General features: G+C 71.1%; 24 protein-coding genes and 2 pseudogenes. 16 read left to right on the top strand and 10 right to left on the bottom strand.

The genetic code is table 11. From position 1 onward, the window contains the following. Position 1: 1 nt before the first annotated feature. Positions 2-901, bottom strand: a complete 900-nt coding sequence (locus tag ACIBQ1_RS57275) for an SDR family oxidoreductase (protein ID WP_397291640.1) — start codon at positions 899-901, stop codon at positions 2-4. Between the two features lie 62 nt (positions 902-963). On the opposite strand from ACIBQ1_RS57275, the pseudogene ACIBQ1_RS57270 reads away from it, so the two are divergent. The 5 genes and pseudogenes from ACIBQ1_RS57270 to ACIBQ1_RS57250 form a co-directional block, all read left to right on the top strand. Beyond that, positions 964-1215 (top strand): annotated as a pseudogene (locus ACIBQ1_RS57270) (MFS transporter); the annotation flags it as partial. A 79-nt stretch (positions 1216-1294) separates the two neighbouring features. Continuing rightward, positions 1295-1495 (top strand): annotated as a pseudogene (locus tag ACIBQ1_RS57265) (MFS transporter); the annotation flags it as partial. 59 nt (positions 1496-1554) lie between these two features. Beyond that, a complete protein-coding gene (locus tag ACIBQ1_RS57260; RefSeq protein ID WP_397291721.1) occupies positions 1555-1980 on the top strand; it encodes a hypothetical protein in 426 nt (141 codons plus the stop codon). Between the two features lie 14 nt (positions 1981-1994). After that, on the top strand, positions 1995-2420 hold the full coding sequence (locus tag ACIBQ1_RS57255) for an acyl-CoA thioesterase (protein ID WP_397291638.1): 426 nt from the start codon (positions 1995-1997) through the stop codon (positions 2418-2420). Further along, positions 2417-3580, top strand: a complete 1164-nt coding sequence (locus ACIBQ1_RS57250; RefSeq protein WP_397291636.1) for an MFS transporter — start codon at positions 2417-2419, stop codon at positions 3578-3580. The genes ACIBQ1_RS57255 and ACIBQ1_RS57250 overlap by 4 nt, the downstream gene beginning before the upstream one ends. Here the strand turns inward: ACIBQ1_RS57250 and ACIBQ1_RS57245 are convergent. From ACIBQ1_RS57245 to ACIBQ1_RS57230, 4 genes are all read right to left on the bottom strand, one after another. Next, positions 3543-5072 carry a glycoside hydrolase family 13 protein gene (locus ACIBQ1_RS57245; protein ID WP_397291634.1) on the bottom strand — a complete coding sequence of 510 codons (1530 nt, stop codon included), beginning with the start codon at positions 5070-5072 and terminating at the stop codon, positions 3543-3545. The two genes, ACIBQ1_RS57250 and ACIBQ1_RS57245, sit on opposite strands and share 38 nt — an antisense overlap. A 17-nt stretch (positions 5073-5089) precedes the next feature. Then, positions 5090-5470 (bottom strand): globin, encoded by a 381-nt coding sequence (locus ACIBQ1_RS57240; RefSeq protein ID WP_397291632.1) that lies wholly within the window; start codon positions 5468-5470, stop codon positions 5090-5092. Positions 5471-5479: 9 nt separating this feature from the next. Next, complete coding sequence (locus ACIBQ1_RS57235; RefSeq protein WP_397291630.1) at positions 5480-6343, bottom strand: mechanosensitive ion channel family protein; 864 nt, start codon at positions 6341-6343, stop codon at positions 5480-5482. Between the two features lie 543 nt (positions 6344-6886). Continuing rightward, complete coding sequence (locus tag ACIBQ1_RS57230) at positions 6887-7075, bottom strand: hypothetical protein (RefSeq protein WP_355373592.1); 189 nt, start codon at positions 7073-7075, stop codon at positions 6887-6889. Between the two features lie 374 nt (positions 7076-7449). On the opposite strand from ACIBQ1_RS57230, the gene ACIBQ1_RS57225 reads away from it, so the two are divergent. The 5 genes from ACIBQ1_RS57225 to ACIBQ1_RS57205 all read left to right on the top strand — a co-directional run bounded on the left by ACIBQ1_RS57225 (position 7450) and on the right by ACIBQ1_RS57205 (position 13416). Next, the gene (locus ACIBQ1_RS57225; RefSeq protein WP_397291628.1) at positions 7450-9000 is read left to right on the top strand and encodes an XRE family transcriptional regulator; all 1551 of its coding nucleotides are present in this window, start codon (positions 7450-7452) and stop codon (positions 8998-9000) included. Continuing rightward, the gene (locus ACIBQ1_RS57220) at positions 8997-9485 is read left to right on the top strand and encodes a GNAT family N-acetyltransferase (RefSeq protein ID WP_397291626.1); all 489 of its coding nucleotides are present in this window, start codon (positions 8997-8999) and stop codon (positions 9483-9485) included. The genes ACIBQ1_RS57225 and ACIBQ1_RS57220 overlap by 4 nt, the downstream gene beginning before the upstream one ends. Positions 9486-9801: 316 nt before the next feature. Then, the gene (locus ACIBQ1_RS57215; RefSeq protein ID WP_397291624.1) at positions 9802-11025 is read left to right on the top strand and encodes a DMT family transporter; all 1224 of its coding nucleotides are present in this window, start codon (positions 9802-9804) and stop codon (positions 11023-11025) included. A 257-nt stretch (positions 11026-11282) separates the two neighbouring features. After that, on the top strand, positions 11283-12932 hold the full coding sequence (locus ACIBQ1_RS57210) for a tetratricopeptide repeat protein (protein ID WP_397291622.1): 1650 nt from the start codon (positions 11283-11285) through the stop codon (positions 12930-12932). Between the two features lie 31 nt (positions 12933-12963). After that, positions 12964-13416 carry a hypothetical protein gene (locus ACIBQ1_RS57205; protein WP_397291620.1) on the top strand — a complete coding sequence of 151 codons (453 nt, stop codon included), beginning with the start codon at positions 12964-12966 and terminating at the stop codon, positions 13414-13416. A 36-nt stretch (positions 13417-13452) separates the two neighbouring features. Here the strand turns inward: ACIBQ1_RS57205 and ACIBQ1_RS57200 are convergent, their stop codons facing one another. Continuing rightward, positions 13453-14379 carry a zinc-binding dehydrogenase gene (locus ACIBQ1_RS57200; protein WP_397291618.1) on the bottom strand — a complete coding sequence of 309 codons (927 nt, stop codon included), beginning with the start codon at positions 14377-14379 and terminating at the stop codon, positions 13453-13455. 59 nt (positions 14380-14438) lie between these two features. Between ACIBQ1_RS57200 and ACIBQ1_RS57195 the strand changes: the two genes are divergently transcribed. The 3 genes from ACIBQ1_RS57195 to ACIBQ1_RS57185 are packed head-to-tail and all read left to right on the top strand — an operon-like array spanning position 14439 to position 16618. Next, complete coding sequence (locus ACIBQ1_RS57195) at positions 14439-15056, top strand: TetR/AcrR family transcriptional regulator (protein ID WP_397291616.1); 618 nt, start codon at positions 14439-14441, stop codon at positions 15054-15056. Positions 15057-15071: 15 nt separating this feature from the next. After that, complete coding sequence (locus ACIBQ1_RS57190; RefSeq protein ID WP_397291614.1) at positions 15072-15863, top strand: hypothetical protein; 792 nt, start codon at positions 15072-15074, stop codon at positions 15861-15863. A 14-nt stretch (positions 15864-15877) separates the two neighbouring features. After that, complete coding sequence (locus ACIBQ1_RS57185; protein WP_397291612.1) at positions 15878-16618, top strand: MBL fold metallo-hydrolase; 741 nt, start codon at positions 15878-15880, stop codon at positions 16616-16618. Here ACIBQ1_RS57185 and ACIBQ1_RS57180 read toward each other — a convergent pair. Both ACIBQ1_RS57180 and ACIBQ1_RS57175 read right to left on the bottom strand, forming a co-directional pair. After that, positions 16602-17081 (bottom strand): NUDIX hydrolase, encoded by a 480-nt coding sequence (locus ACIBQ1_RS57180; RefSeq protein ID WP_397291610.1) that lies wholly within the window; start codon positions 17079-17081, stop codon positions 16602-16604. The genes ACIBQ1_RS57185 and ACIBQ1_RS57180 overlap by 17 nt on opposite strands. Then, positions 17078-17455: an ArsR/SmtB family transcription factor gene (locus ACIBQ1_RS57175; protein WP_397291608.1), complete on the bottom strand. Its 378-nt coding sequence runs from the start codon at positions 17453-17455 to the stop codon at positions 17078-17080. The genes ACIBQ1_RS57180 and ACIBQ1_RS57175 overlap by 4 nt, the downstream gene beginning before the upstream one ends. Before the next feature lie 33 nt (positions 17456-17488). On the opposite strand from ACIBQ1_RS57175, the gene ACIBQ1_RS57170 reads away from it, so the two are divergent. Both ACIBQ1_RS57170 and ACIBQ1_RS57165 read left to right on the top strand, forming a co-directional pair. Beyond that, positions 17489-18376: a TIGR03620 family F420-dependent LLM class oxidoreductase gene (locus ACIBQ1_RS57170; protein WP_397291606.1), complete on the top strand. Its 888-nt coding sequence runs from the start codon at positions 17489-17491 to the stop codon at positions 18374-18376. Positions 18377-18420: 44 nt separating this feature from the next. Beyond that, complete coding sequence (locus ACIBQ1_RS57165) at positions 18421-19386, top strand: SDR family NAD(P)-dependent oxidoreductase (protein ID WP_397291604.1); 966 nt, start codon at positions 18421-18423, stop codon at positions 19384-19386. A gap of 13 nt (positions 19387-19399) precedes the next feature. On the opposite strand, the gene ACIBQ1_RS57160 is transcribed toward ACIBQ1_RS57165, so the two are convergent. Both ACIBQ1_RS57160 and ACIBQ1_RS57155 read right to left on the bottom strand, forming a co-directional pair. Then, positions 19400-20032, bottom strand: coding sequence for a DUF47 domain-containing protein (locus ACIBQ1_RS57160; protein ID WP_397291602.1), 633 nt, complete (start codon positions 20030-20032; stop codon positions 19400-19402). Between the two features lie 49 nt (positions 20033-20081). Continuing rightward, on the bottom strand, positions 20082-21032 hold the full coding sequence (locus ACIBQ1_RS57155) for an anion permease (protein ID WP_397291600.1): 951 nt from the start codon (positions 21030-21032) through the stop codon (positions 20082-20084). A gap of 204 nt (positions 21033-21236) precedes the next feature. Here ACIBQ1_RS57155 and purU point away from each other — a divergent pair, with 204 nt between their 5' ends. Then, positions 21237-22091, top strand: coding sequence for a formyltetrahydrofolate deformylase (gene purU, locus ACIBQ1_RS57150; RefSeq protein ID WP_397291598.1), 855 nt, complete (start codon positions 21237-21239; stop codon positions 22089-22091). The last annotated feature ends 96 nt before the right edge of the window (positions 22092-22187 follow it).

Raw genomic sequence — 22187 nt, 5'->3', positions numbered from 1 at the left:
GTCAGTCCTCCCGGCCGGGGATGCGGCCGCTGGTCAGCGCGTTGGGGGCCGCCTTGCCGACCAGGGCGGGGATGACGGCGCCCAGCTCGGCCGGGTCCCATCGCGAGCCCTTGTCGACGCCGGGGCCGGCGTGCCAGCCCTCGGCCACGCTGATCGCGCCCCCGCGCACGTTGAAGACCCGCCCGGTGATCCCCCTGGCCTCCGCGCCGGCCAGCCAGACCACCAGGGGCGCGATGTCGTCGGGGTCGGCGCCGGTCGCGCCGGGCGGCAGCAGGCCCTCGGTCATCCGGGTGAGCGCGGCGGGGGCGATCGCGTTCACGGTCACGCCGTACCGCTCCAGTTCCTTCGCCGCGATCACGGTCAGCCCCGCGATCCCGGCCTTGGCCGCGCCGTAGTTGCCCTGCCCGGGATTGCCGTAGATCCCGGAGGAGGACGTGGTGTTGATGATCCGGGCGTCCACCGGTTCGCCCGCCTTGGCCTTGGACCGCCAGTAGGCCGCCGCGTGGCGCAGCGGCGCGAACGTGCCGCGCAGGTGCACCCTGATCACCGCGTCCCACTCGTCGGCGGTCATGTTGACCAGCATCCGGTCCCGCAGGATGCCCGCGTTGTTGACCAGCACGTCCAGGCCGCCGAAGCGGTCGACGGCGGTCTGGACCAGCCGCTGCGCGCCGTCGAAGTCGGAGACGTCCTCGCCGTCGACGACGGCCTCGCCGCCCATCGCCTCGATCTCGGCCACCACCTCGGACGCGGCGGCGGACGTGCCGGTGCCGTCGACGTCCGCGCCCAGGTCGTTGACCACCACCTTCGCCCCCTGCCTGGCGAACTCGAGCGCGTGCCCCCGCCCGATCCCCCTGCCCGCACCCGTGACGATCACCACGCGGCCTTCGACTATCCCGCTCATACGACAGACACCTCGATCCTTGACGGGCTGTGCGAATAGGATTCTAGTATTAAAATCTAGAAATGATAGGTGACGCCTGGCGCACACTGTCGGTCGTGAGCCTGGCCGGTGTGCTGACCGGGCTCAGTGGCAGCGCGATCAACGTCGCGCTCCCCGAAGTGGTCAGGCACACCGGGGCCGACGCCACGTCCGCGAGCTGGATCCTCCTCGGCTTCCAGTTGACCACGACCGTCCTCATGGTGGTATTCGGTCGTTTAGCCGACATGTTCGGCAGGCGCCGGATGTATCTCCTCGGGTTGGCCACCTACACGACCGCCGCCCTGCTGGCGGGGGGCGGCGCCCGGCGCGTGGGTGATCGTGGCCCTGCGCGTGGTGCAGGCGGCCGGCGCCGCCATGCTGCTCACCAACAGCGCCGCCCTGGTCAGCGACGCCTTCCCGCGCGAGCGGCTGGGGGAGGGGATGGGCGTCTACGTGGCGTCGTTCTCGATCGCCGGGCTGATCGGGCCGACGCTGGGCGGGGTGCTGGTGGAGAGCCTCGGCTGGCGCTGGGTGTTCTGGTTCAACGTGCCGGTCGGCCTGGTCTGCCTCGTCTGGGGCGCGCTCGTGCTCAGGCCGAAGCCCCCCCGACGCGGGGGAGCGCGCGCACGCTGGCCGTGGCCGGGGCCTCGACGACCACCTGCGAGCTGTCGGTCCTGTTCGCCACGATGTCACCCGCCACCCCGTACGCCGCCATGGCCGTCGCGCTCGTGCTCATCGGCCTCGGGTCGGGCGTCTTCCTGCCCGCCAACAACACCGCCATCCTGCACGGCCTGCCTTCAGCCCGGCCCGGCATCGTCAACGCCATGCGCCTCATGCTGCAGAACACCGGCAACGTCGTGGGCACCGCCCTGGTCCTGTCGATCATCAACGCGCCGCTCCCCGCCGCCCTGCACGCCCGCGTCTTCGCCGGGACGCTCTCCCAGCTCACGGGTGGCGCGGTCGGGCAGCTCATGACCGGCTACCGCTGGGCGCCGGCCTCCATGGCCGCCGTCTCCGCGCTCACGGTGCCGGCCTGCCTGGCCCGGCGCAGGGACACCTGACCGGGGCGGGTACGGTGGCGGACGTGGTTGAACGCTCCCAAGCCCAGCGGCACGTATACCCCAGAACGGTGAGATTTGCCGACATCGACTCCCAAGGGCACGTGAACAACGTGCGCTTCCTCGATTATCTCGAGGACGCCCGATTCGGCATGTTCCACATCGATCCGTACAACGCGGGCGAGGAGCCGTTCAAGGGTCTGGTGGTGACCCGCCACGAGATCGACTACCGCCGCCCCCTCGGCTTCCGCGCCGAGCCGGTGCTGGTCGAGACGTGGGTGACCGAGATCAGATCGGTGCGGTTCACGCTCCGGTACGAGATCCGCGACGACAGCGCGGTGTACGTCACCGCCACCTCGGTCCTCGCGGCCTACGACGTCGAGCGGGCGGCCCCGCGCAGGCTCACCGAGAGCGAACTGGCCTACCTCAAACGCTTCTCGTGAAGCGCTGGCTGATGCTGGCGTTGGGCGTCAACGCGCACACCAGCATCACCTTAGGCCTGGGCGGCCTGCCCCTGATCCTGCCCGAAATACAGCGACATTTCGCAGTTTCGTTGCCGGTCGCGGGGATCATCGCGAACGCCCCCGGCCTCGGCATCCTGTTCGCCCTGGTCGCCTGGGGCGCGCTGGCCGACCGGCACGGCGAACGGGTGGTCCTGGGCGCGGGCGTGGGCCTGGCTGCGGTGCTGTTCTCCGCGGTCGCGGTCGTCGACAGCACCTGGGCGGTGATCGCGCTGCTGGCCCTGGCGGGAGCGGCGGGCTCGGCCGCGCTGGTCGGCGGCGGACGGATCGTGCTGCGCTGGTTCGAGCCGCCCGAACGCGGCGTCGCGATGGGCGTGCGCCAGGTCTCCTTCACCCTCGGCATGGCCATCAGCGCCTTCGTCCTCCCGCCGGTCGCGCGGGCGCACGGCCTGACCGGCGTGCTCACCGTCTGCGCCGCCGTCAGCCTGGTGGCCGCCGTGCTGGCCGCGATCTTCCTGGCCGAGCCGCCGCGTACGATCTCCGGGCCGGGCACCGCGCCGGCGGGCACGCCGTACCGGCAGCCCGCCCTGTGGCGGGTGCACGCCACCAGCGCCCTGCACGTGGTGCCCCAGATGGTGGTCGGCACGTACGGCGTGACCTGCCTGGTGCGCCTGTACGGCTGGGACAGCGTGGCGGCGGGCCAGCTGTTCGGGGTGGCGGCGATCGGCGGGGCGGTGGTGCGCATCGCGGCCGGGCGCTGGTCCGACAGGTCCGGCCTGCGCATGCGGCCCCTGCTGCTGATCACCATCGCCACCCTCGGCGTGCTGGCGCTGCTGGTCGCCGGCACGCTCACCCGCGGCGCGTTCGGACCCGCCATGCTCGCCCTGGCCGCGGTGGTGACCGTGGCCGGCAACGGGCTCGCCTACCTCTCGGCCGGCGAGCTGGCCGGACCCGCCTGGGCGGGCAGGGTGCTGGCCACCCACAACACCATCCAGAACACCGTCTCCCTCGCCATCACGCCGCTGGCCGGCGTGCTGATCGAGCACGCCGGGTTCTGGGCGGGGTTCGCGGGGGGCCTGGCGTGCGCGCTGCTCTCGCTGCCCGTCATTCCCGTCCGTGGCGAGCGTCCTGGGAGGCCATGAGCCACACGGCGGTGTCGGGCGGCAGCAGGCCCCGCCGGAGCGGGCCGCTCGACAGGAGCACGGTGTCGTGCTCGGGCAGGCTTACCGGCCGGAGCCCGCAGTTGATGGCGCAGGTCAGCGGGCCGCGGGTGAAGAAAAGCACACCCTCGGGTGAGTCCAGCCACTCCAAGGTATAAGGAATTGATCCGCCCAGGTCGCGGCGGTAGGCCAGAGCCTGGCAGTAGAACTCCAGCGTCGAGCCGGCGTCCCCTTCCTGCTTCTCCACGCTCAGCTCCGCGAACGTGGCCGGCTGCGGCAGCCACGGCTCCACCCCGCCGGGAGAGAACCCGTGGGAGGGCGGGTCCACCGTCCACGGGATCGGCACCCGGCACCCGTCGCGCCCGGGCTGCTCGCCCTCCGTCTGGAAGAAGACCGGGTCCTGCCTGGCCTCGTCGGGCAGGTCGGTGACCTCGGGCAGCCCCAGCTCCTCGCCCTGGTAGAGGTAGGCGGACCCGGGCAGGGCCAGCATCGCCAGCAGCGCCGCCCTGGCCCGCGCGAGCCCCGTGCCGGGGTCGGCGGTCCCGTAGCGGGTGCGGTGGCGTACGACGTCATGGTTGGACAGCACCCACGTGGCGAACGGCACGGTGGCCAGGGTGTCGTCGATGACCTTCCTGAACGCCGCCGCCGACCACGGCGCCTGCAACCAGGCGAAGTTGAAGCTCTGGTGCAGCTCGTCCGGGCGCACGTAAAGGGCGAGGTCCTCGGAGCTGTCCGTCCACACCTCGCCCACGGCCATCCGGTCGCCCGGATAGCCGTCCAGCAGCCGGCGCCAGTCGCGGTAGACGCCGTGCACCTCGGGCCGCCCCCAGATCGGCGAGACCGAAGCGAACGACTGGTCGCCCACGTCGGGCAGCCCCTCGGCCTTGTAGAGGCCCATGGCCACGTCGATGCGGAACCCGTCGACACCCCGGTCCAGCCAGAACCGCAGGATGTCGAGGAACTCCGCGTGGATCTCCGGATCGCGCCAGTTGAGGTCGGGTTGCCCGGGGGCGAACAGATGCAGGTAGGACTGCCCGTCCGCCACCTTCGTCCAGGCGGGCCCACCGAACGTCGACTGCCAGTTGTTGGTGGTGTCGCGGAAGAGGTAGCGGTCGCGCCGCTCGCCCCGCAGCGCCGCCTGGAACCAGGGATGCGCGGAGGAGCTGTGGTTGGGCACGATGTCGACCAGCACCCGCAGCCCGTGGTCGTGCGCCTGCGCGACGAGCGACTCGAAGTCGGCCAGCGTGCCGAACAGCGGATCGACACCCCGGTAGTCGGCCACGTCATAGCCGCCGTCGGCCATGGGGGAGGGGTAGAACGGCGTCAGCCAGATGGCGTCGACCCCCAGCCGCCGAAGATACGGCAGGCGCTCGCGCACTCCGGCCAGATCGCCGACGCCGTCTCCTGAGGCGTCGGCGAAGCTGCGAACATAGATCTCGTAGACGACGGCATCACGCCACCAGGGGATATCCATGTGGCGTGTCATGCCCGCTATGTCGGCGAGTTCACCAGGCTGTGGGCCGCGTAGACCAGATAGTCCCAGAGCCTGGTCTCCAGCTCTTCCGGCAGGTCGAGCGAGTCGACCGCGTCACGCATGTGCCGCAGCCAGGCGTCCCGCTCGGGCTCGCCGATCACGAACGGCATGTGCCGCATGCGCAGCCTAGGGTGGCCGCGCTCCTGGCTGTAGGTGTTGGGGCCGCCCCAGTACTGGATCAGGAAGCCCCGCAGCCGCTCCTCGGCGCCCTCGAAATCGGACTCCGGGTAGAGCGGCCGCAGCAACGGGTCTTCCGCGACCCCCTCGTAGAAGCGGTGCACGAGGCGCCGGAAGGTCTCGTCGCCTCCGACGGCGTCGTAGAAGGAGGTCTCAGTCACGGTCTCAGCCTATGCCGAGGCGACCATAGGGATGCCCGCGGAGTCGAGCGCGGACTTGACCCGGTACCTGAGCTCCCTGGACACCTCGGCCTGCGCCGTGGGGAGCGTCTTGGCGGTGATGCGGAAGACCAGCGTGCTGTCGGACATCTGCTCGACGCCGTACACCTGCGGCTGCTCCACGATCTTGGTCTCGCGGAACTCGCCGTCGGCCCAGATCTCCTCTGCCACGTGCTCAAGGAGCACCCGGACGGTCATGATGTCCGCGTCGTAGGCCACCGGGACGTCCATGTAGGCCCGCGACCAGCCCTGCGACTCGTTGCCGACCCGGGTGATGGTGCCGTTGCGGACATACCAGACGCGGCCGTCGGCGTCGCGCAGCCTGGTGACGCGCAGGGTCACGGCCTCGACCGTGCCGACCGCGGCGCCCGCGTCGATCACGTCACCCACGCCGTACTGGTCTTCGAGCAGCATGAACATGCCCGCGATGAAGTCCTTGACCAGCTCCTGGGCGCCGAAGCCGATGGCCACGCCGAGGATGCCGACGCTGGTGAGCAGGGGTGCGATCGGGATCGTCAGCCGGTCGAGCACGGTCAGCACCGCGGTGCCGAGGATGACGATCGAGGCCACGTGCTTGAGCACCGAGCCCATGGTCTCGGCGCGCTGCTTGCGGCGCTCGTGCAGCAGCGCGTCGATGGTGTCAGGCACCGCGGTCTTGCGGAACCTGCTGGTAATCGAACCACCCGTGGCCGCGCGGTTGACCACTCTCGTGATGACCCGGTGTGCGACGTTGCGGAGCACGAACGCGAGCACGAGGATCAGGACGATTGTGATCAGACTGGCAACCAAGGGCGCCCAGGTCGCATTCTGGAACATCCCGACAAGGGTAGAGCAAATGCCCGCCGGGTCGTTCTCGCAGCTCCCAGCCATTTGCTGGGTCAACTTCTCGAAGTCCAACTGAGAAGTGGGTGGTTGCGACGCTGTCACCAGCAGTAACACTGGGTAGATCCCCCTCCGGAAGCGGTACGGTCGGCTGCTTTGGACCGATTCGATCCAAAATACCGCCGACCGGACCGCCCGCCGTCACATCACGCCGGGGAAGACGGGGACGCCTGCTCTCTGGGCCGCGGAGGGCGAGAGCGGACGCTCCGATGACGGACGACTCGGAACGGGCCACGCACCCGGAAGCGTGTCCCGTCCCGGTTCCGGGAGGGATCCCCCCGAACACCCGCCCGGAACACCCGGGCGGGCGGCTGTGGGCAGGCACGGCATGCGAGACCGTGCCTGGCCGGAACCGACGGGGCGACCAGGGCTCCGGCATACGGGAACCCTCCGCACCGGCCACCCCGCCGGCTCCGTTGACGCCGTCGTGGGCACGGTGAGCCGTGGTGGCTGCGCTCCACCCGGGTCACCGTTTTGTCACTCCCCCACGGCGGCCAGCACGCGCGCGACCTTTGTGGCCGCTCCAGCCGGGTCATCGGCCTTGTGCATCCGCTCCCCCCAGGACCAGCAGTACCACCAGTCCTGTACGTCGGATGCGCTCGTCGACCGACAGGTGACGTTCTCCGACAGGCTCGTCGCGTTCGGGTTGATGACCCGTGCGAACATGCGCCCACCTTGAGTCTGGACCACTCTCGCGAGCAAGCCGTGAGCGTCGAGTTCGGATACGAGACGCTTCAGATGCTCGAAGTTGTCGTCCCCCACCTTTCGTCCCCTCCTCGTTGGGAATCTGGCTGGTGGGCCAAAGATGGCTCATGTCAACGGCGGGCGCAACGCCGGCTTCCCGGTCACGGGGAGTTGCTTCTCCCTCATGGGATGTAAGAAACAGTCCCTCGGTGGACGATCCTTATCCGTACGCTGGATGCCGGACGTTTTCAAGCTGGCGACATTGGTTCACACTCATGGGTAGGCGCACAGCTACGCGGACGCTACGCTGAGTCACCAGTTGTGGACCGGTCGAGACACGCGCGAGAGGGGCCGGGATGTCCGGCAGACAGCACAGGGAAACGGAGATCGCCAGGCGGATCAGAGCCAAGGGCCTGGCCGCCGGGCGCACTTCGGCCCAGATAGCTGACGAGATCCATGAGCAGTGCACTCCGCAGTTCGGCACCAGCCGCATCAAGTCACACCGTCTCTCCTACGGCATCGCGCTGGCCGACGTCATCGAGCAGATCAGGGCCCTGTTCGAACGTGACAAGAAGTCGATGCCCGGCATCGGCGAGACCCTGCTGTCGGCCTACGAGAGCGGGCTCAAGCGTCCGGGACCCGAGTACATGCACTATCTGTGCACGGTCTACCGGGTGGAGCCGCAGGAGCTCGGTTTCGACGGCCCGTGCATCTGCGGCCAGGGGCACCGCATGCCGGTGCTGCTGCTCGGGGACGGCAAAGAGCGGCCGTTAGCGCTGGAGGAGCGTGAGCTGCTGAGCGAGCCGCCGCCTCCCCAGCCCGAGGCCGAGGAGGACGAGAACATCCTCCGGCGGACCATGCTCAACCTGCTCAACCCCGGTGCCAACGTCGCCGCCGAGCTCGACGGGCCGGTGCTCGGCGCGTGCGAGGGCATCAGGCGCCGGATGGACGAGACGCTCGTGTCGGCCACGGTGTCGGCCGCGATGCTCGACCAGTGGGAAGAGACCACGCAGAGCTTCGGCCGCCAGTACACGACGACGCCCCCGCTGCGGCTCCTGTGCGACGTGCTGCTCGAGATGAGCGCCGTACGCGCGGCGATGTCCCGCCGTCAGCCCATCGACCTGGCGGACCGCCTGCTGCGGATGGCGGCGCAGCTGGCGGGGCTGAGCGGCATGATCATGATCAATCTCGGTGACCACCGGCTGGCCCGCTCCTTCTTCAGGACCGGGCGCACCGCGGCCGACGAGACGGGCGACCGCGCGCTGCGCGCGTGGATCAGCGCCCGCGAGTCGCTCGTCCCCCTCTACTTCGGAGACGCCAGGGAAGCGCTCAACCTGGCGAAGAAGAGCCGCGACCTGGCCGGGGCCATGCCCTGCCCCGCGCAGGCCATGGCGCCGGTCGTCGAGGCCAGGGCGCTGGCCATGCTCGCGGGCGCCGAGAACAAGAAGGAGATCGTCGACCAGGCGAAACGCGCGCTGGCCAGGGCCAGGAACGCCTTCTCCCACATGCGGCCGGAGCACCAGGAGGACATGGCCTTCGGCTACACGGAGAAGCAGCTCTACTTCTACCAGGGCGACGTGCTCACCAAGCTCGGCCAGACGCTGGAGGCCGAGGTGGTCCTCGACCAGGCGCTGGAGAAGTACGAGGACCACATCCTCGACCAGACGCTGATCAGGCTCGACCAGGCCCAGTGCCGGATGATCGACGGAGAGCTCGACTCCGCGCTGGACCTCGGCACCAGAGCGCTGCGGATGCTCGGCGACGAGTACATGACCGACTTCATCATGCGTCCCGCCCTGGCACTCGAACAGGCGATCGCGGGCAAGGGCGCGAACCAGGAGAAGCTCGAGGAGTACAGGGCCGAACTGCGCCGGCCAAGGGCCCACGTGAAAGGGGGCGGTGCATGAACTTGGAGATCCGGCGCTATCGGTGGTCCGATCTCGACACCCTTCTCGCACTCCACCGGATCTCCCTCGCCGAGGTGGGGCTGGTGCCGGGCGACGGCGTCTACTACGACGACGACTTCCCGCGCATCCAGGAGATCTACCTGGGCTGCGGCGGTGACTTCCTGGTGGGCGAGGTCGGCTCTCGCGTCGTCGCCATGGGCGGGCTGAAACCCGTCGACACGGCCACGGCGGAGATGTGCCGGCTGAGAGTGCACCCGGACTTCCAACGGCGCGGCTTCGGCGCGGCCATGCTGCTGGCACTCGAACGACGCGCGGTCGAGCTCGGCTTCGAACGCGTCAGAGGCGACACCACACTCGTTCAGGAGGCCGCTCTGGCGCTCTACGAGCGGGAAGGATGGCGCGAGCTCTCCAGGCAGCAGGTCGGTGACCACACCGTCGTGTTCCTCGAGAAACGCCTGGCGCCTCCCGCGGTCGTCGAGCTCTAGAGTCTCCCGCGCACGGCCCCCTCACCCCTCCAGGGGCCGCTTTCCTCCCAACCCGGTGATCCGTCCCGGGCTCCGGCGTGACTTCACCGCCGATATTCCTTCCGTCACCCGCAGTACGCGGCGACGACTGTCCATTTCCAGGAAACGGTCAGTTCTGGGCGCTGCGGTATTGATGTACAAACCCGCGGGTGAGGCTCTTAACACCGAGTTGTAGAGGAACCTCACCGGCTGCTCCCTGTACATCAGTGGCTGCGAATAGTAGTGAGATGCTTTTGCCATGGCAGTCGTGCCCGCTCCCCGACCCCTCCTGGGAGCTGTGCTTCTGTTGTTCGTCAGCGCCGCTTGGGGGTCGGCGTTCCCGCTGATGAAGGATCTCATCCACCGGTTACCGGTGGAGGATCTGCTCGCCGAGCGCTACCTGATCGCCGCCCTCACGCTGCTCGCCATCAGGCCGGGCTGCCTTCGGAGGCTGCCGCGCAGGACGTGGATGAACGGGGTCATCCTCGGGGTGATGTTCGGCGTCGGTCAGACCGGCCAGGCCGTCGCGCTGCACGGCCTGCCGTCGTCGCTGTCGGGGTTCGCCGTCGGCTGCAGCGTGGTGATCACACCCATCCTGGCGCTCGTCCTGTTCAAGGTGAAGGTGCCGCGCAGGATCTGGGCGGGCGTCGTGCTCGCGCTGGCCGGGATGACCGTGTTCACGCTGCTGCGCGGGGTGGAGGATCACGAGATCTCGGTGCTCGCGCTCGGGGTCACGCTCTCCGCCGCGGCTCTCTACTCCGGTCACACGCTCCTGCTGGCGCACTTGTCCAAGCGCGGGGAGAGCTTCCACGCGTACGCGCTGACCGTGATCCAGCTGTTCACCATCGGCCTGTCCACGGGGGTCGTCGCCGTCCGCGACGGGATCGTGGTGCCGTCGAAGGGGTCCGACTGGCTGATCCTGGGGCATCTGGCCGTGGTGTCGTGCGCGCTGGGGTTCCTGGCCCGCTCGTACGGCCAGGCGCACGTCTCGGCCGTGCCGAGCGCGATCCTCATGTCGTCGCAGCCGCTCTGGGTGGCCGCGATCGCGGTGATCTGGTTCCACGAGCAGATCGGCTGGAGCATGGTCGTCGGCGGCGGGCTGATGGCCGGCGCGATGCTGCTCGCCCTCCCCGCGAGGACCGCCGCGCTGGGAAAAGAACGCGTCAACGCCAACCGGGCCCTGCTCACCGTCGCCGCACGGGCGGCCAGGACGCTGGCCGATCTGCGGATAAAACGTGAGGATCCGCTGCCGCTGGGCGGCGACCACACGCCGTACCTCGACCGGGGTGCCTGTGCGAACGTCGAGTCGTGTCCCTGGCACACGCGCTCGCTCAAGGGCGGCGGGGAGCCCAGCCTGGAGCGGCTGATCGAGCGGGCCACGGTCATCGTCCGGGCGCGGAGTCTGCCGGGGCCGGGGTGCTGTCGTTCGGTCACGTTGCTCGGGCGGTGCCTGTGCGATCTTATGGGGGAGGCAGAGCAGGCTCGAACGAAAGCCCTCCCACGTTGGTTTCGGCCCCAATAGGTTACAGGTGTCAATCAAAAGGCAGGCGCTTTTCGTGCTTTAACCTCCCACTTACTCACCATAAATCTTGATATTCGGCGGGGCGCCCTAATAATGGGAAAATAGCCCTAAAGGTGAGAGGTAGTCATGAAGCGCATCATCGTCCGCAAGCCTGGCACCGCGCGGCTTGCGGGGACCTCCAGCGTCATTCACAAGGGGTGAGCGAGGCAAGGTCCCATCTCAGGGTTCACGGCGAACCACCTGCTCAATGGGGGGCCGTGCGGCTGCTGACACCGTTGATCGACGGGCATCGCCGGCCGCGCGGCCCCTACACTGTCGCCGCCGCCCTGCTGCGTCACCTGGTGCCGCAGGCTCTGGAACGGGACGATGACCTGGTGGCGGCGCACGACATCGAGATCCGCGCCGCCGCGCCCGAACTGGCCCCTCTCGTGCCGGTCCGGCGGGTCACGATCGAGGCCGGTCTGTCCGAGGACGAGCGCATCCTCGTGCCCGCGCCCCGCCGCACGCTGCGGCTGGCCAACGGGCTCGCGGAGTTCTTCATGGACGCCGTACGCCCCGGGCGGGCGATCGCCGTGTGCAACGGCGCCGAGGCCGACCCGACGGACATCCAGTTGCTCGACGTCATGATGCGCCGGATCCCGCCGGACCTCCTCACGATCATGCTGTATTCCGGCGGCCCCGACCCGCCGCCCGACACCCGTGGCGCCGACGAGCTCTGGGCCCTGGTGGACCGGTGCATGCGCGACGGCTTCCTGCACTCCGCCGTCGAGCTGGGGGAGCGCGGCATGGCGCGCACCGAGCCGGGCGGCGCGCCCTGGTGGCGCTTCGCGCAGCGCACGGCGACCGCGCTCGGCGGCCTCGGCCGCACCGACGACGCCCGGGCGGTCTGGGACCGGGTGCGCTCGGCCAGCCAGGATCCGGCGATGCACGCCGCCGGCGCGTACGGCACCGCCATGCTCGACGCCCGCCACCCCGACCCCGCGCAACGCGACCTGGGCAGGGCCCGGCGCTGGATCAACGAGGCCATCGCCATCTCCACCCTGCTGCCGGAGCCCTCGGACCGGGCGTTCAAGCTGGGCTTCGACCTCAACGGCCTGGCGCTGATCGAGCTGCGGCACGGCCGGCCGGGCGCGGCGCTGTCGCTGGTCGAGTCGGCCATCGAGCTGGCGCGCGAGCTGCGGGAGCGGCATCCGCTGCACCGGATGGTGCTGCTGGCCAACCGGGCGCAGCTGCTGGCCGCGCTCGGCCACGTCAAGGAGGCGATGGAGGACTACGCGGCCGCGATCGCGCTGGACCCGGCCTTTCCCGACTACTACCTGGAGCGGGGGAACCTGCTGTTCAAGCTCGGGCGCCACGAGGAGGCGCTGGCCGACTTCGAGCGGGCCATGCGGGCCGGGCCGCCGCTGCCCGAGGCGTACTACAACCGGGCGGAGCTGCACATCGTGCGGGGGGACATCGAGGAGGCGCTGGCCGATCTGGGGCGGGTGATCGAGCTGGACCCGGCCTGCCTGGACGCGTACATCAACCGGGCCGGGCTGCTGGCCGCCTCGGGACGGGACGGGGAGGCCCTGGCCGACGTCACGGCCGGGCTCGCCCTGGAGCCCGGCGACCCGCACCTGCTCACGGTGTTGGGGCAGATGGAGACGGCGGCGGGGCGGCTGGCGGCGGCCGGGGAGGCGCTGGACCGCGCGGTGGAGCGCGCGCCCGGGCTCGCGGCCGCCTGGGGGAACCGGGGAGTGCTGCGGTACGCGGCAGGGGACCTGGCGGGGGCGGTCGAGGACCTGAGCCGGGCCATCGAGCTGCAGCCCGAGCGCGACCTGTACACCAACCGGGCCGTCGCCCTGCGCGCGCTCGGCCGCGCCGCCGAGGCGGAGGCGGACGAACGGCGGGCCGATCATCTCTCCTGACGGCTGCCGGTCGAGGTGCGACTATTGGGCTATGCGGGGGCGAATGGGGCGGGCGGCTGCCGTGTGCGCCGCTCTCGGGGTGCTGTGGTGGGCCACCGTACGCCTGGTCTGGGCGGGCATCGGCTGTGCGGACTGGGGGTGCCTGGCGCCCTCCGTCGGCGTCGTGGTGGTGATCACGCTCGCCCTGCTCGCCGGGGCCGCGCTCGTGCTGGAGCGGGTGGACGTGCGGCCGGGGCGGCGGGTGGCGCTGGTGGCGGCCGGGGTGCTGGTGGTGTTCAGGCTCGTCGGCGAGGCGCTGCCGTCGTGGACGTCCGCGCTCGCGCACGCCGTCACGGCCGGGGCGGTCTTCGCCGGGGCTGGGGCCGTGGCGGCGTTCGTGACGGAGCCGGGGGTGGCGCGGCGGTGGAAGGTGCTGACCACGCTGGGGGTGGTCGCGCTGGTGCCCGCCGCGCTCGTCGTGTCGTGGGCGCGGTTCGGCGCCTGAGGCGTGTCGTGGGCGCGGTTCGGCGTTTGAGGCGTGTCAGATCATGAGCAGGCTCTTGCCGGTCACCGCGCGGGCCTCGATGGCGGCGTGCGCCTCGGCGGCCGACTCCAGAGGATAGGTGGCGCCGACGGTCGGGCGCAGGTGTCCGGCGGCGGCCAGCGACAGGGCCTCCCGGGCCAGCCCGCGCAGGTCCGCCTCGGGCCAGGCGACCGCCGTCACGCGCGGGTCCGGCGTGGTCATCGGGCCGCCCGCCATGCCGTACACGCTCAACCTGCCGCCGTCCTTCAGCAGCCCCTGCGCCGCCGCGCCGACCTCGCCGCCCACCCCGTCGAAGACCAGGTCGAGGCCGCCCGTCGCCTCGCGTACCAGCCGGGTCCAGCCCGGGTCGGTGTAGTCGACCGTCAGTTCCGCGCCCAGGCCCCCCGCCAGGTCGCGCTTGGCGGCGCTGCTCGCCGCGCCCACCACGCGCGCCCCCGCCGCCGTGGCGAGCTGCACCAGCAGGCTCCCGACGCCGCCGCCGGCCGCCTCCACCAGCACCCACTCCCCGGGCTGGGGGGCGGCGGCCCGCGTGAGGCCCACGGCGGTGCGCCCGTCCGCGAGCAGCGCCACCGCGAACTCGGGCGACAGGCCGTCGGGGATCGGGATCAGGTCGCCGGCGCTCGCCACCGCGAGCTCCGCGTATCCGCCCTGGCCGCCGAGCGTGCTGACCACCCGGGCGCCGGCCAGCGCCGGGTCGACGCCTTCGCCGGTCGCGGCCACCGTGCCCGCGACGCCGTTGCCCAGGATCGCGGGCAGCTCGGCCTGCCGGGGCCCCCGGTTGGCGCGTACCTGCGTCTCCACGAACGTGATGCCCGCCACCGCCACGTCCACGAGCACCTGCCCGGGCCCGGCCACCGGGGCCGGCACCTCCTCCACGACCAGCGCCTCCGGCCCGCCGTACCGCCTCAAGACCACCGCACGCATGATCAGCCCTTCTCTCTATCGGAGCGATTCGCTCCGAAAATACTAATAGGCTGTACGGCATGAGCACACGCGGGAGGCAGGCCGAGGCCGCGCGCAACGACCTGCGGCTGCTGCGGGCGGCGCACGAGGTGTTCACGACGCAGGGGTTCGACGCGCCCGTGTCGGCCATCGCCAAGGCGGCGGGCGTGGGCATGGGCAGCCTCTACCGCCGCTACCGCACCAAGGAGGAGCTGCTCCAGCGCCTGTGCGTGATCGCCATGGAGCGCGGGGTCGAGGCGGCCGAGGCCGGGCTGGCCGAGCCGGACCCGTGGGAGGGGCTGGCCTCCTACATCCGCGCGTGCGTCGGGTTCAGGTCGGGCGCCCTCGCGCCGGTCGCCGGCACCATCGAGGTCACCGACGAGATGTGGCGCACGGCCAGGAAGGGCACCGAGCTGGCCGACCGGCTGATCGCCAGGGCGCGTGCGGCCGGCGTGCTCAGGGGCGACGTCACCGCGCTGGACATCGCGCTGCTCATGGAGCAGTTCAGCCGCCCGGCGCCGGGCGGCGAGCATCCGCACGCCAAGGAGCGGCTGCTGACCATCGCGCTCGACGGCCTGCGCGCGCCGGGCGCCACCGAGCTGCCCGGCGACCCGCCGAGTTCGGAGTGGTACGAAGGTCGCTGGGGGAGTGCCCCGTAGGTCTACGGTGGGGGCGTGGGCTTCAACGAGCTGCTCAAAGACCTCGATCAGAGTGCCAGCGTCCAGGCCGCGGGCATCAGGCGCGGTTACGGCGGGCCACCCGCCCGCACGGTGAGCGTCACCGCGGGTCTGGCCAGGCTGCGCTGCGCCTCGCTGCTCAAACCCCTGTACGCGTGGGTGAGCGCGGCCCACATCCCCGACGCCGACCGGTGGCGGCGGCACGCCGAGCCCGCCGTGATCGTCTCCTCCAACGCCGACACGCTCAACCTGTGGCTGGCCATCGGCCCCCGGGTCATCCTCGACGACCTGCGCAGCCGCACGGGCATCGCCTGGTCGCCGCCCAACGGCGATCCCTCCCGGTTCGGCTCGGTCGAGGTGGCCGCCGACGAGGTCGCGACCGCGTACGCGGTGTTCGCCCAGGCCGCCGTCGCCGGTGATCCGGTCGCGGAGACCATCCTGGGGTGGATGCGGCAGGTCAGCGCGTCGCAGGCGTTCGGGGTCCGGGAGGCGATCCGGTCGCCGGGGGCCGGGGTCAAGAGCGGCTGGTACGGCGCGCCGGAGGAGACGTGCCTGCGCACGCACACGGTGGCCATCGTGCCCCGGGGCGGCACCCGGGTCACGGTGGCCGTGGGGATGACCGCGCTGCCGTACACCGACGCCAGGGAGCGCGAGGTGTACGCCGAGAAGGTGGGCAAGGGCGTGCCCGTGGAGCCCGAGCACGAGAAGCTGGCGGGGCGGATGCTACGCGGGCTCCTGGTGACGACGCTCGACGAACTGGGCCATTTCCGCGACGGCCCCGGCAAATAGATCTGAGGATTAGCGTGAGATTTACCGTTTTGGGGGGATGCGGCGCTTGGCCTGCGGTGGGGCAGGCGTGCAGCGGGTACGTGGTGGAGGCCGAGGGGTTCCGCGTCCTCGTCGATCCCGGCTACGCCACCCTGCCGAGGCTCCTCGCGCGCATGCGGGCCGACGAGGTGGACGCGGTGCTGGTCACCCACGGCCACCCCGACCACTGCGCCGACCTGAACCCGCTGCTGCGCGCCCGCGCACTCGCCGACGTCCCCGCCCCCGCGCTGCCGGTGTACGCGCCGCCGGGCGCGCTGGAGGCCGTCCTGGCCCTGGACAACCCGCGCATGCTGGCGGGCAGCTTCGTGTCGCGCGACCTGGGGCCCGGCGTGCCGTACGAGCTCGGTCCCTTCCGCCTGGACGTGTTCGACCTGCCGCACCACGTGCCGAACGCCGGCCTGCGGCTGGGCGCGGGAGGCCGGGTGATCGCCTACACCGGCGACACGGGACCGTCCGCCGCGCTGGTGGCGCTGGCGGAGGGCGCGGACCTGCTGGTGGCCGAGGCGACCTATCCGGAACGGGTCCCGGAAGAGGACGCGCCCTACCTGTCCAGCGCCCTGGACGCGGGCCGCACCGCGGCCTCGGCGGGCGCCGGCCACCTGCTCCTCACCCACCTGTGGCCGGACACGCCCGCGGCGCCCGCGCTGGCGGCCGCCGCGAAGTCCTACGACGGCCCGCTGTCCGTCGCCTCCGCGGGCCTCACGCTGGACCTGTGACGGCCGGATCAGCCGTGAGCTTCGCGATCACCTCCGCCAGCTCGGGCGGCTCCACGCTCTCAGGCAACTCCTCGACCCAGGCGTACCCCCGGTAGACCTCCCGCTCCTCCTCGGTGAGCTCCCCTGGGGCCACCTCCGGCCGCGTCTCCTCGAACATGGCCAGGAAGAACGGCTCGGTCTTCACGTATCGCACGCCCAGCCACGAGAAGTCGCGCGCGACCTCGACGAACCGCTCCCGCACGGCCGAGGCGGGCAACCCGGTCTCCTCGCCCAGCTCCCGCCTGGCCGCCTCCAGCGCCGTCTCGCCGGCGTCGATCCCGCCGCCGGGCGGCTCCCAGACGTGCATGCGGCTGACGGGGTCGTACCAGTGCATCAGCAGCACCCGGCCGTCGCGATCCAGGCAGACGACCCGAGCCGCGGGCCGGTCGCTGCTGCCCGCCTGGGCCCCGGCCTGCGCGGTCAACGCTCGGGCCGATCGTCGTCGCCCTGCCGCTCCTCGTCCAGCACGAGGGCCAGCAGGCCGGGGAAACGGCGATCGAACTCCTCGCGGCGCAGGCGGTTGAGCCGGCGGGCGCCTTCGTCGCGCTGCTCCAGCAGCCCCACGTTCCGTAACACCGTGAAGTGGTGGCTGAGCGTGGACTTGGCCACCGGCAGATGGGAGAACGTGCCGCAGGCACGCGTCCAGTCGGGCACGTCGGCCAGCTCCCGCACGATGCGGCGCCGGATCTGGTCGCCCAGCGCGTCGAGGGCGGCCTGCAGCGAGACCTCGATCGGGGACGTGTGCGTCGGACCGCGTGTCCTGTTCGATCGCGATCGAACATTGATGTAGTGTTCCATCTCGATCGAACATTCTAGGTGAAGGGAGCGGCCGTGGACATCGGACGAGTCGGAGTGTGGCATCCGTCGATCAGCAAGGCGCCCGCCGAGGAGGCGCGCCGCGCGGCGGCCACGATCGAGTCGCTGGGCTACGGCTCGCTCTGGGTCAACGAGGGCCTGGGCAGCAAGGAGCCGCTCGTCGTCTCCGCGGTCGTCCTGGCGGCCACGCGGCGCATCGCGGTCGGCACCGGCATCGCCAATCTCTGGGCGCGCGACGCCACGGCCATGGCGGCGGGCGCGGTCGCGCTGGCCGACGCCTTTCCCGACCGTTTCCTGCTGGGCATAGGGGTCAGCCATGCCCCGCTGGTCTCCGGCCGCGGCCACGACTACGCCAAGCCGCTGACCGCGATGCGCACCTACCTGGAGGCCATGGACCAGGCCGACCAGGGGCTGCCCAAGCCCTCGACCCCGGCGCCCAGGATCCTGGCCGCCCTCCGGCCCAAGATGCTGGAGCTGTCCAGAGACCGGGCGGACGGCGCCCACAGCTATTTCGTGCCGCCGGAGCACACCGCGCAGGCCCGCCGGATCCTGGGCCCGGGGCCCCTCCTGATCCCCGAGCAGGCGGTCGTCCTGGAGTCCGACCCGGTCCGGGCCCGCGAGATCGCCCGCGCCCACATGTTCTACTACCTGAAGCTGCCCAACTACCTCAACAACCTGCGCACGCTGGGCTTCACCGACGAGGACTTCGCCGACGGCGGCAGCGACCGCCTCGCGGACGCCATCGTGGCCTGGGGCGACGCCGACGCCGTCACCGAGCGCGTCCGGGCCCACCTGGAGGCGGGAGCCAGCCACGTCGTCATCCAGCCCCTCTCCCCGGACGCCCCGGACCTCGCCCACGCCCTGACCCAGCTGACCGACCTGGCCGGGCCCCTCGGCCTGTAGCCCTGTTTGACCTGGAGTGTGCTCCAACTCGTAGCGTGAGTCCCATGACAACGCCACAACACAAGATCGGGTCGGGGTTCGGGGCCAGGAGCACCGCGGACGACGTGCTCCAGGGGATCGATCTCTCGGGGAAGCTGGCGATCGTCACCGGTGGCTACTCGGGCCTCGGGCTGGAGACCACGCGCGCGCTCGCCCGCGCCGGAGCGCGCGTCGTCGTTCCCGCCCGCCGCCGTGAGGTCGCCGAGGAAGCGGTCGGGGGCATCGGCGGGGTCGAGGTGGACGAGCTCGACCTCGCCGATCTGCGGAGCGTACGGCACTTCGCCGAGCGCTTCCTGGCCACCGGCCGCAGCGTCGAGATCGTCATCAACAACGCCGGGATCATGGCCTGTCCGGAGACGAGGGTGGGCCCGGGGTGGGAGGCGCAGTTCGCCACGAACCACCTGGGCCACTACGCGCTCGTCAACCGCCTCTGGCCGGCCATCGAGCGAGGCCGGGGCCGCGTGGTGTCCGTCTCGTCGGCAGGGCACCGGCACGCGGGCATCCGGTGGGACGACCTCCAGTTCGAGCGGGGCTATGACAAGTGGCAGGCCTACGGGCAGGCCAAGACCGCGAACGTCCTGTTCGCCGTCCAGCTCGACGCGCTGGGCCGGGACGCGGGGGTGCGGGCGTTCGCGCTGCATCCGGGCGGCATCCTGACGCCTCTGCAGCGCCACCTCGCCAAGGAGGAGATGGTCGAAGCGGGGTGGATCGACGAGGAGGGCAACGCCCTCAACCCCGAGTTCAAGACTCCCGAGCAGGGCGCGGCCACCCAGGTGTGGGCGGCCACCTCGCCGCAGCTGGCGGGCATGGGCGGCGTCTACTGCGAGGACTGCGAGATCGCCGAGCCGACCACGGAGGCGGGCGTCGGGCCCGGGGTGCGCGGCTACGCGATCGACCCCGAGCAGGCCGCGCGGCTGTGGGCGCTGTCGGCCGAGCTGACCGGCGTCAACGCCTTCCCCGCCGCCGGTTGACTCCCGGCGGCGCTCAGCGCTTCATCGCGCCGTCGGTGATGGCGTCGGCGGCGTTGCCGATGGCGACGCCGACGATTTCGAGGCGGCGTACCAGCTCCCGCTCCTTCAGCGCCTCCGCGGTCACCTCGCCCGAGAAGATGCGCGAGATCTGGTACTGGTACATCCGCCGGATCGACCCGCCCGCCTTCTTCGCCTCCAGTGCGGCATGGACGACCGCGGTGGGGTGGGAGGCGAGTTCGCGGACCGCGCTCTCCAGGGCTTCGATGCCGACGAGGACCTGGTCGAGCATGGGAGTGAAGCGGATCTGGTCCGGCACGCGGTAGAGGTGGGACTCGCGGACGAAGTCCCGCAAGGAGTCCAGCACGTCGTCGATGGAGCGGGACAGGCGGAACAGGTCCTCCGGGTCGATGGGGGTGACCAGGGCCGTCTTGAGCTCCTCGACGAGGCAGGCGCGCTCCTCGTCGCCGATGTGCTCGATCGAGCGCATCTGCTCGTGCGCGCCCGTCCTGCCCACCTCGCCCCCGATCATGGACATCGCCAGCCACGCGCCTTCCTTGGTGGCCCGGAGCTGGCCGAGCAGGGCTTCGGTGAGCGCGCTGTCCATGCGACCGGTCATGAGGTCGCGGATCCGCCGCAGCCGCTTCACGGCCCGGCCTCCGCCGAGGAGTCATGGTGCTTCACGTCCGCCGTTCCCTTCATGAGAGCTCAACACTCGCGATCCCCTTCACCAGCGCCGCCAGCCCCGCGCTCAGCAGGGCGCTGGCCGGCAGGGTCAGGAGCCAGGCCGCGATGATCTTGCCGGTGGCGTACCAGCGGACGCGGCCGCTGCCCTGAGCCACGCCCGCGCCGATGAGCCCGCCGGCGATGGCCTGGGTCATGCTCACGGGCATGCCCACGGCCGCGCAGGCGATCACCGCCGTGCCCGCGGCCAGCTCGGCCGCGACTCCGTGCGGCGGCCGGGAAGCGATGAGCTCGCGGCCCAGGGTGCGGCCCGCCTTGGGGAGCCCGTACATGGTGCCCAGCCCGAAGAGGACGGCCACCAGCGAGGTGTACGGGAGCCGCGCGTCCGAGAAACCGAACACGATCATGAACACTGCCAGCATCTTCTGCCCGTCGTTGGCCGCGTAGGCGACGCTCTGCAGCAGGAACCCCGCCTGGTGCCAGCGCCGCAGCCCGCGGGCCGAGGTCACGGCCACGAGCACCCGGATGAGCACCCAGCCCAGCAGCCCGCCCACGAAGGGCGCCGCCACCCCGAACGCCAGCACCAGCAGCACCGACCCGGGCGACACCGCCAGCCCCCAGCCCAGCCCCGCACCGGCGAGCCCGCCCACGATGGCGAGCGTGAGGCTGGTCGGCAGGCCCTTCAGGCTGAGCGCGGTCACCACGGCCAGCGACGAGATCACCGCGACGGTCATCGCGATCTTGCCACCCGGCTCGTGGAACGAGGCCAGCCTGGTCGAGAACGTCACCGCCACCCGATGTGTGATCAGCGGGACCACCGCCGCCAGCACCACGAGCACGAGGATGCCGGTGGCCGGGCGTATCGAGGGCAGCTTGAGCCCGGTGGCGAGGAGGGCGCCGCCGTCGTTGACCCCCGTCACGACAGCGAACAGGCCGGCGACCACGATCAGCACGACGACGTCCAAGGACCGCGCTCCATCCCAATCCGCGAGACGACAACCCCGTGACGGAAGTCCGGGGATGTCCCCTAACTACCCGGGATCAGGTGGATGATGGGACGATCGGACGCGTAGCGTACGTCGGGTACTCTCTGTGATGGTCACCGGCCAGGTACGCTGCCGAGATCAGCCCTACGGTGACCGACGATCCCACGCCCGCGAGAGTGAAGCATGCCCAGCCCCGCCGAATACATCCTGACGCTGTCCTGTCCCGACCGGCCCGGTGTCGTGGCCGCCGTCTCCGGCGTGCTGGCCCGGCACGGATGCAACATCATCGAGAGCCAGCAGTTCGGCGACCGGGTCGGGCAGCGCTTCTTCATGCGGGTCCAGTTCGCGGGGCCGCTGAGCGAGGACGAGCTCAACGGCGCCTTCGCGACGCTCGCCCCGGACTTCGCCATGGAGTTCAAGGTGCGCGACGTGGCCAGGAAGCCGCGAGTGCTGATCATGGTCAGCAAGTTCGACCACTGCCTGAACGACCTGCTCTATCGCGTCAGGTCCAAGGCCCTGGACATCGAGATCGTCGCGGTCGTCTCCAACCACCCCGACCTGCGGCCGCTCACGCAGTCGAACGGGATCGACTACCACCACCTGCCGGTCACCGCCGAGACCAAGGCGAGGCAGGAGACCGAGGTGCTGGCGCTGGTGGAGCACTACCAGGTCGACCTGGTGGTGCTGGCCCGCTACATGCAGGTGCTCTCGGGCGAACTGTGCGAGAAGCTGGCCGGGCGGGCGATCAACATCCACCACTCGTTCCTGCCGTCGTTCAAGGGCGCCAAGCCCTACCACCAGGCCTACAACCGCGGCGTCAAGCTGATCGGCGCCACGGCCCACTACGTGACCTCCGACCTGGACGAGGGGCCGATCATCGAGCAGGAGGTGGCGCGGGTCAACCACAGCCACTCTCCCGAGGACCTCGTGGCGATCGGGCGCGACGTGGAGTGCCTGGCCCTGGCCAGGGCGGTCAAGTGGCACGCCGAGCAGCGGGTCCTGCTGGACGGGCACAAGACGATCGTCTTCCCCCGCTAGGCCCGTTTTCCGCAGGTGCGTGATCTTCAGCGTAGGTCTCGTGGATCGATGTCGAGAAGGTCCAGGAGATGGAGTTGGAGATCGGTGGGTTGCGGG

This window comes from Nonomuraea sp. NPDC050153, from assembly GCF_044460125.1.
Taxonomy (GTDB): Bacteria; Actinomycetota; Actinomycetes; order Streptosporangiales; family Streptosporangiaceae; genus Nonomuraea.
The sequence above is the reverse complement of the archived record's forward strand: the minus strand, read 5'-3'. Positions and strand labels throughout refer to the sequence as shown.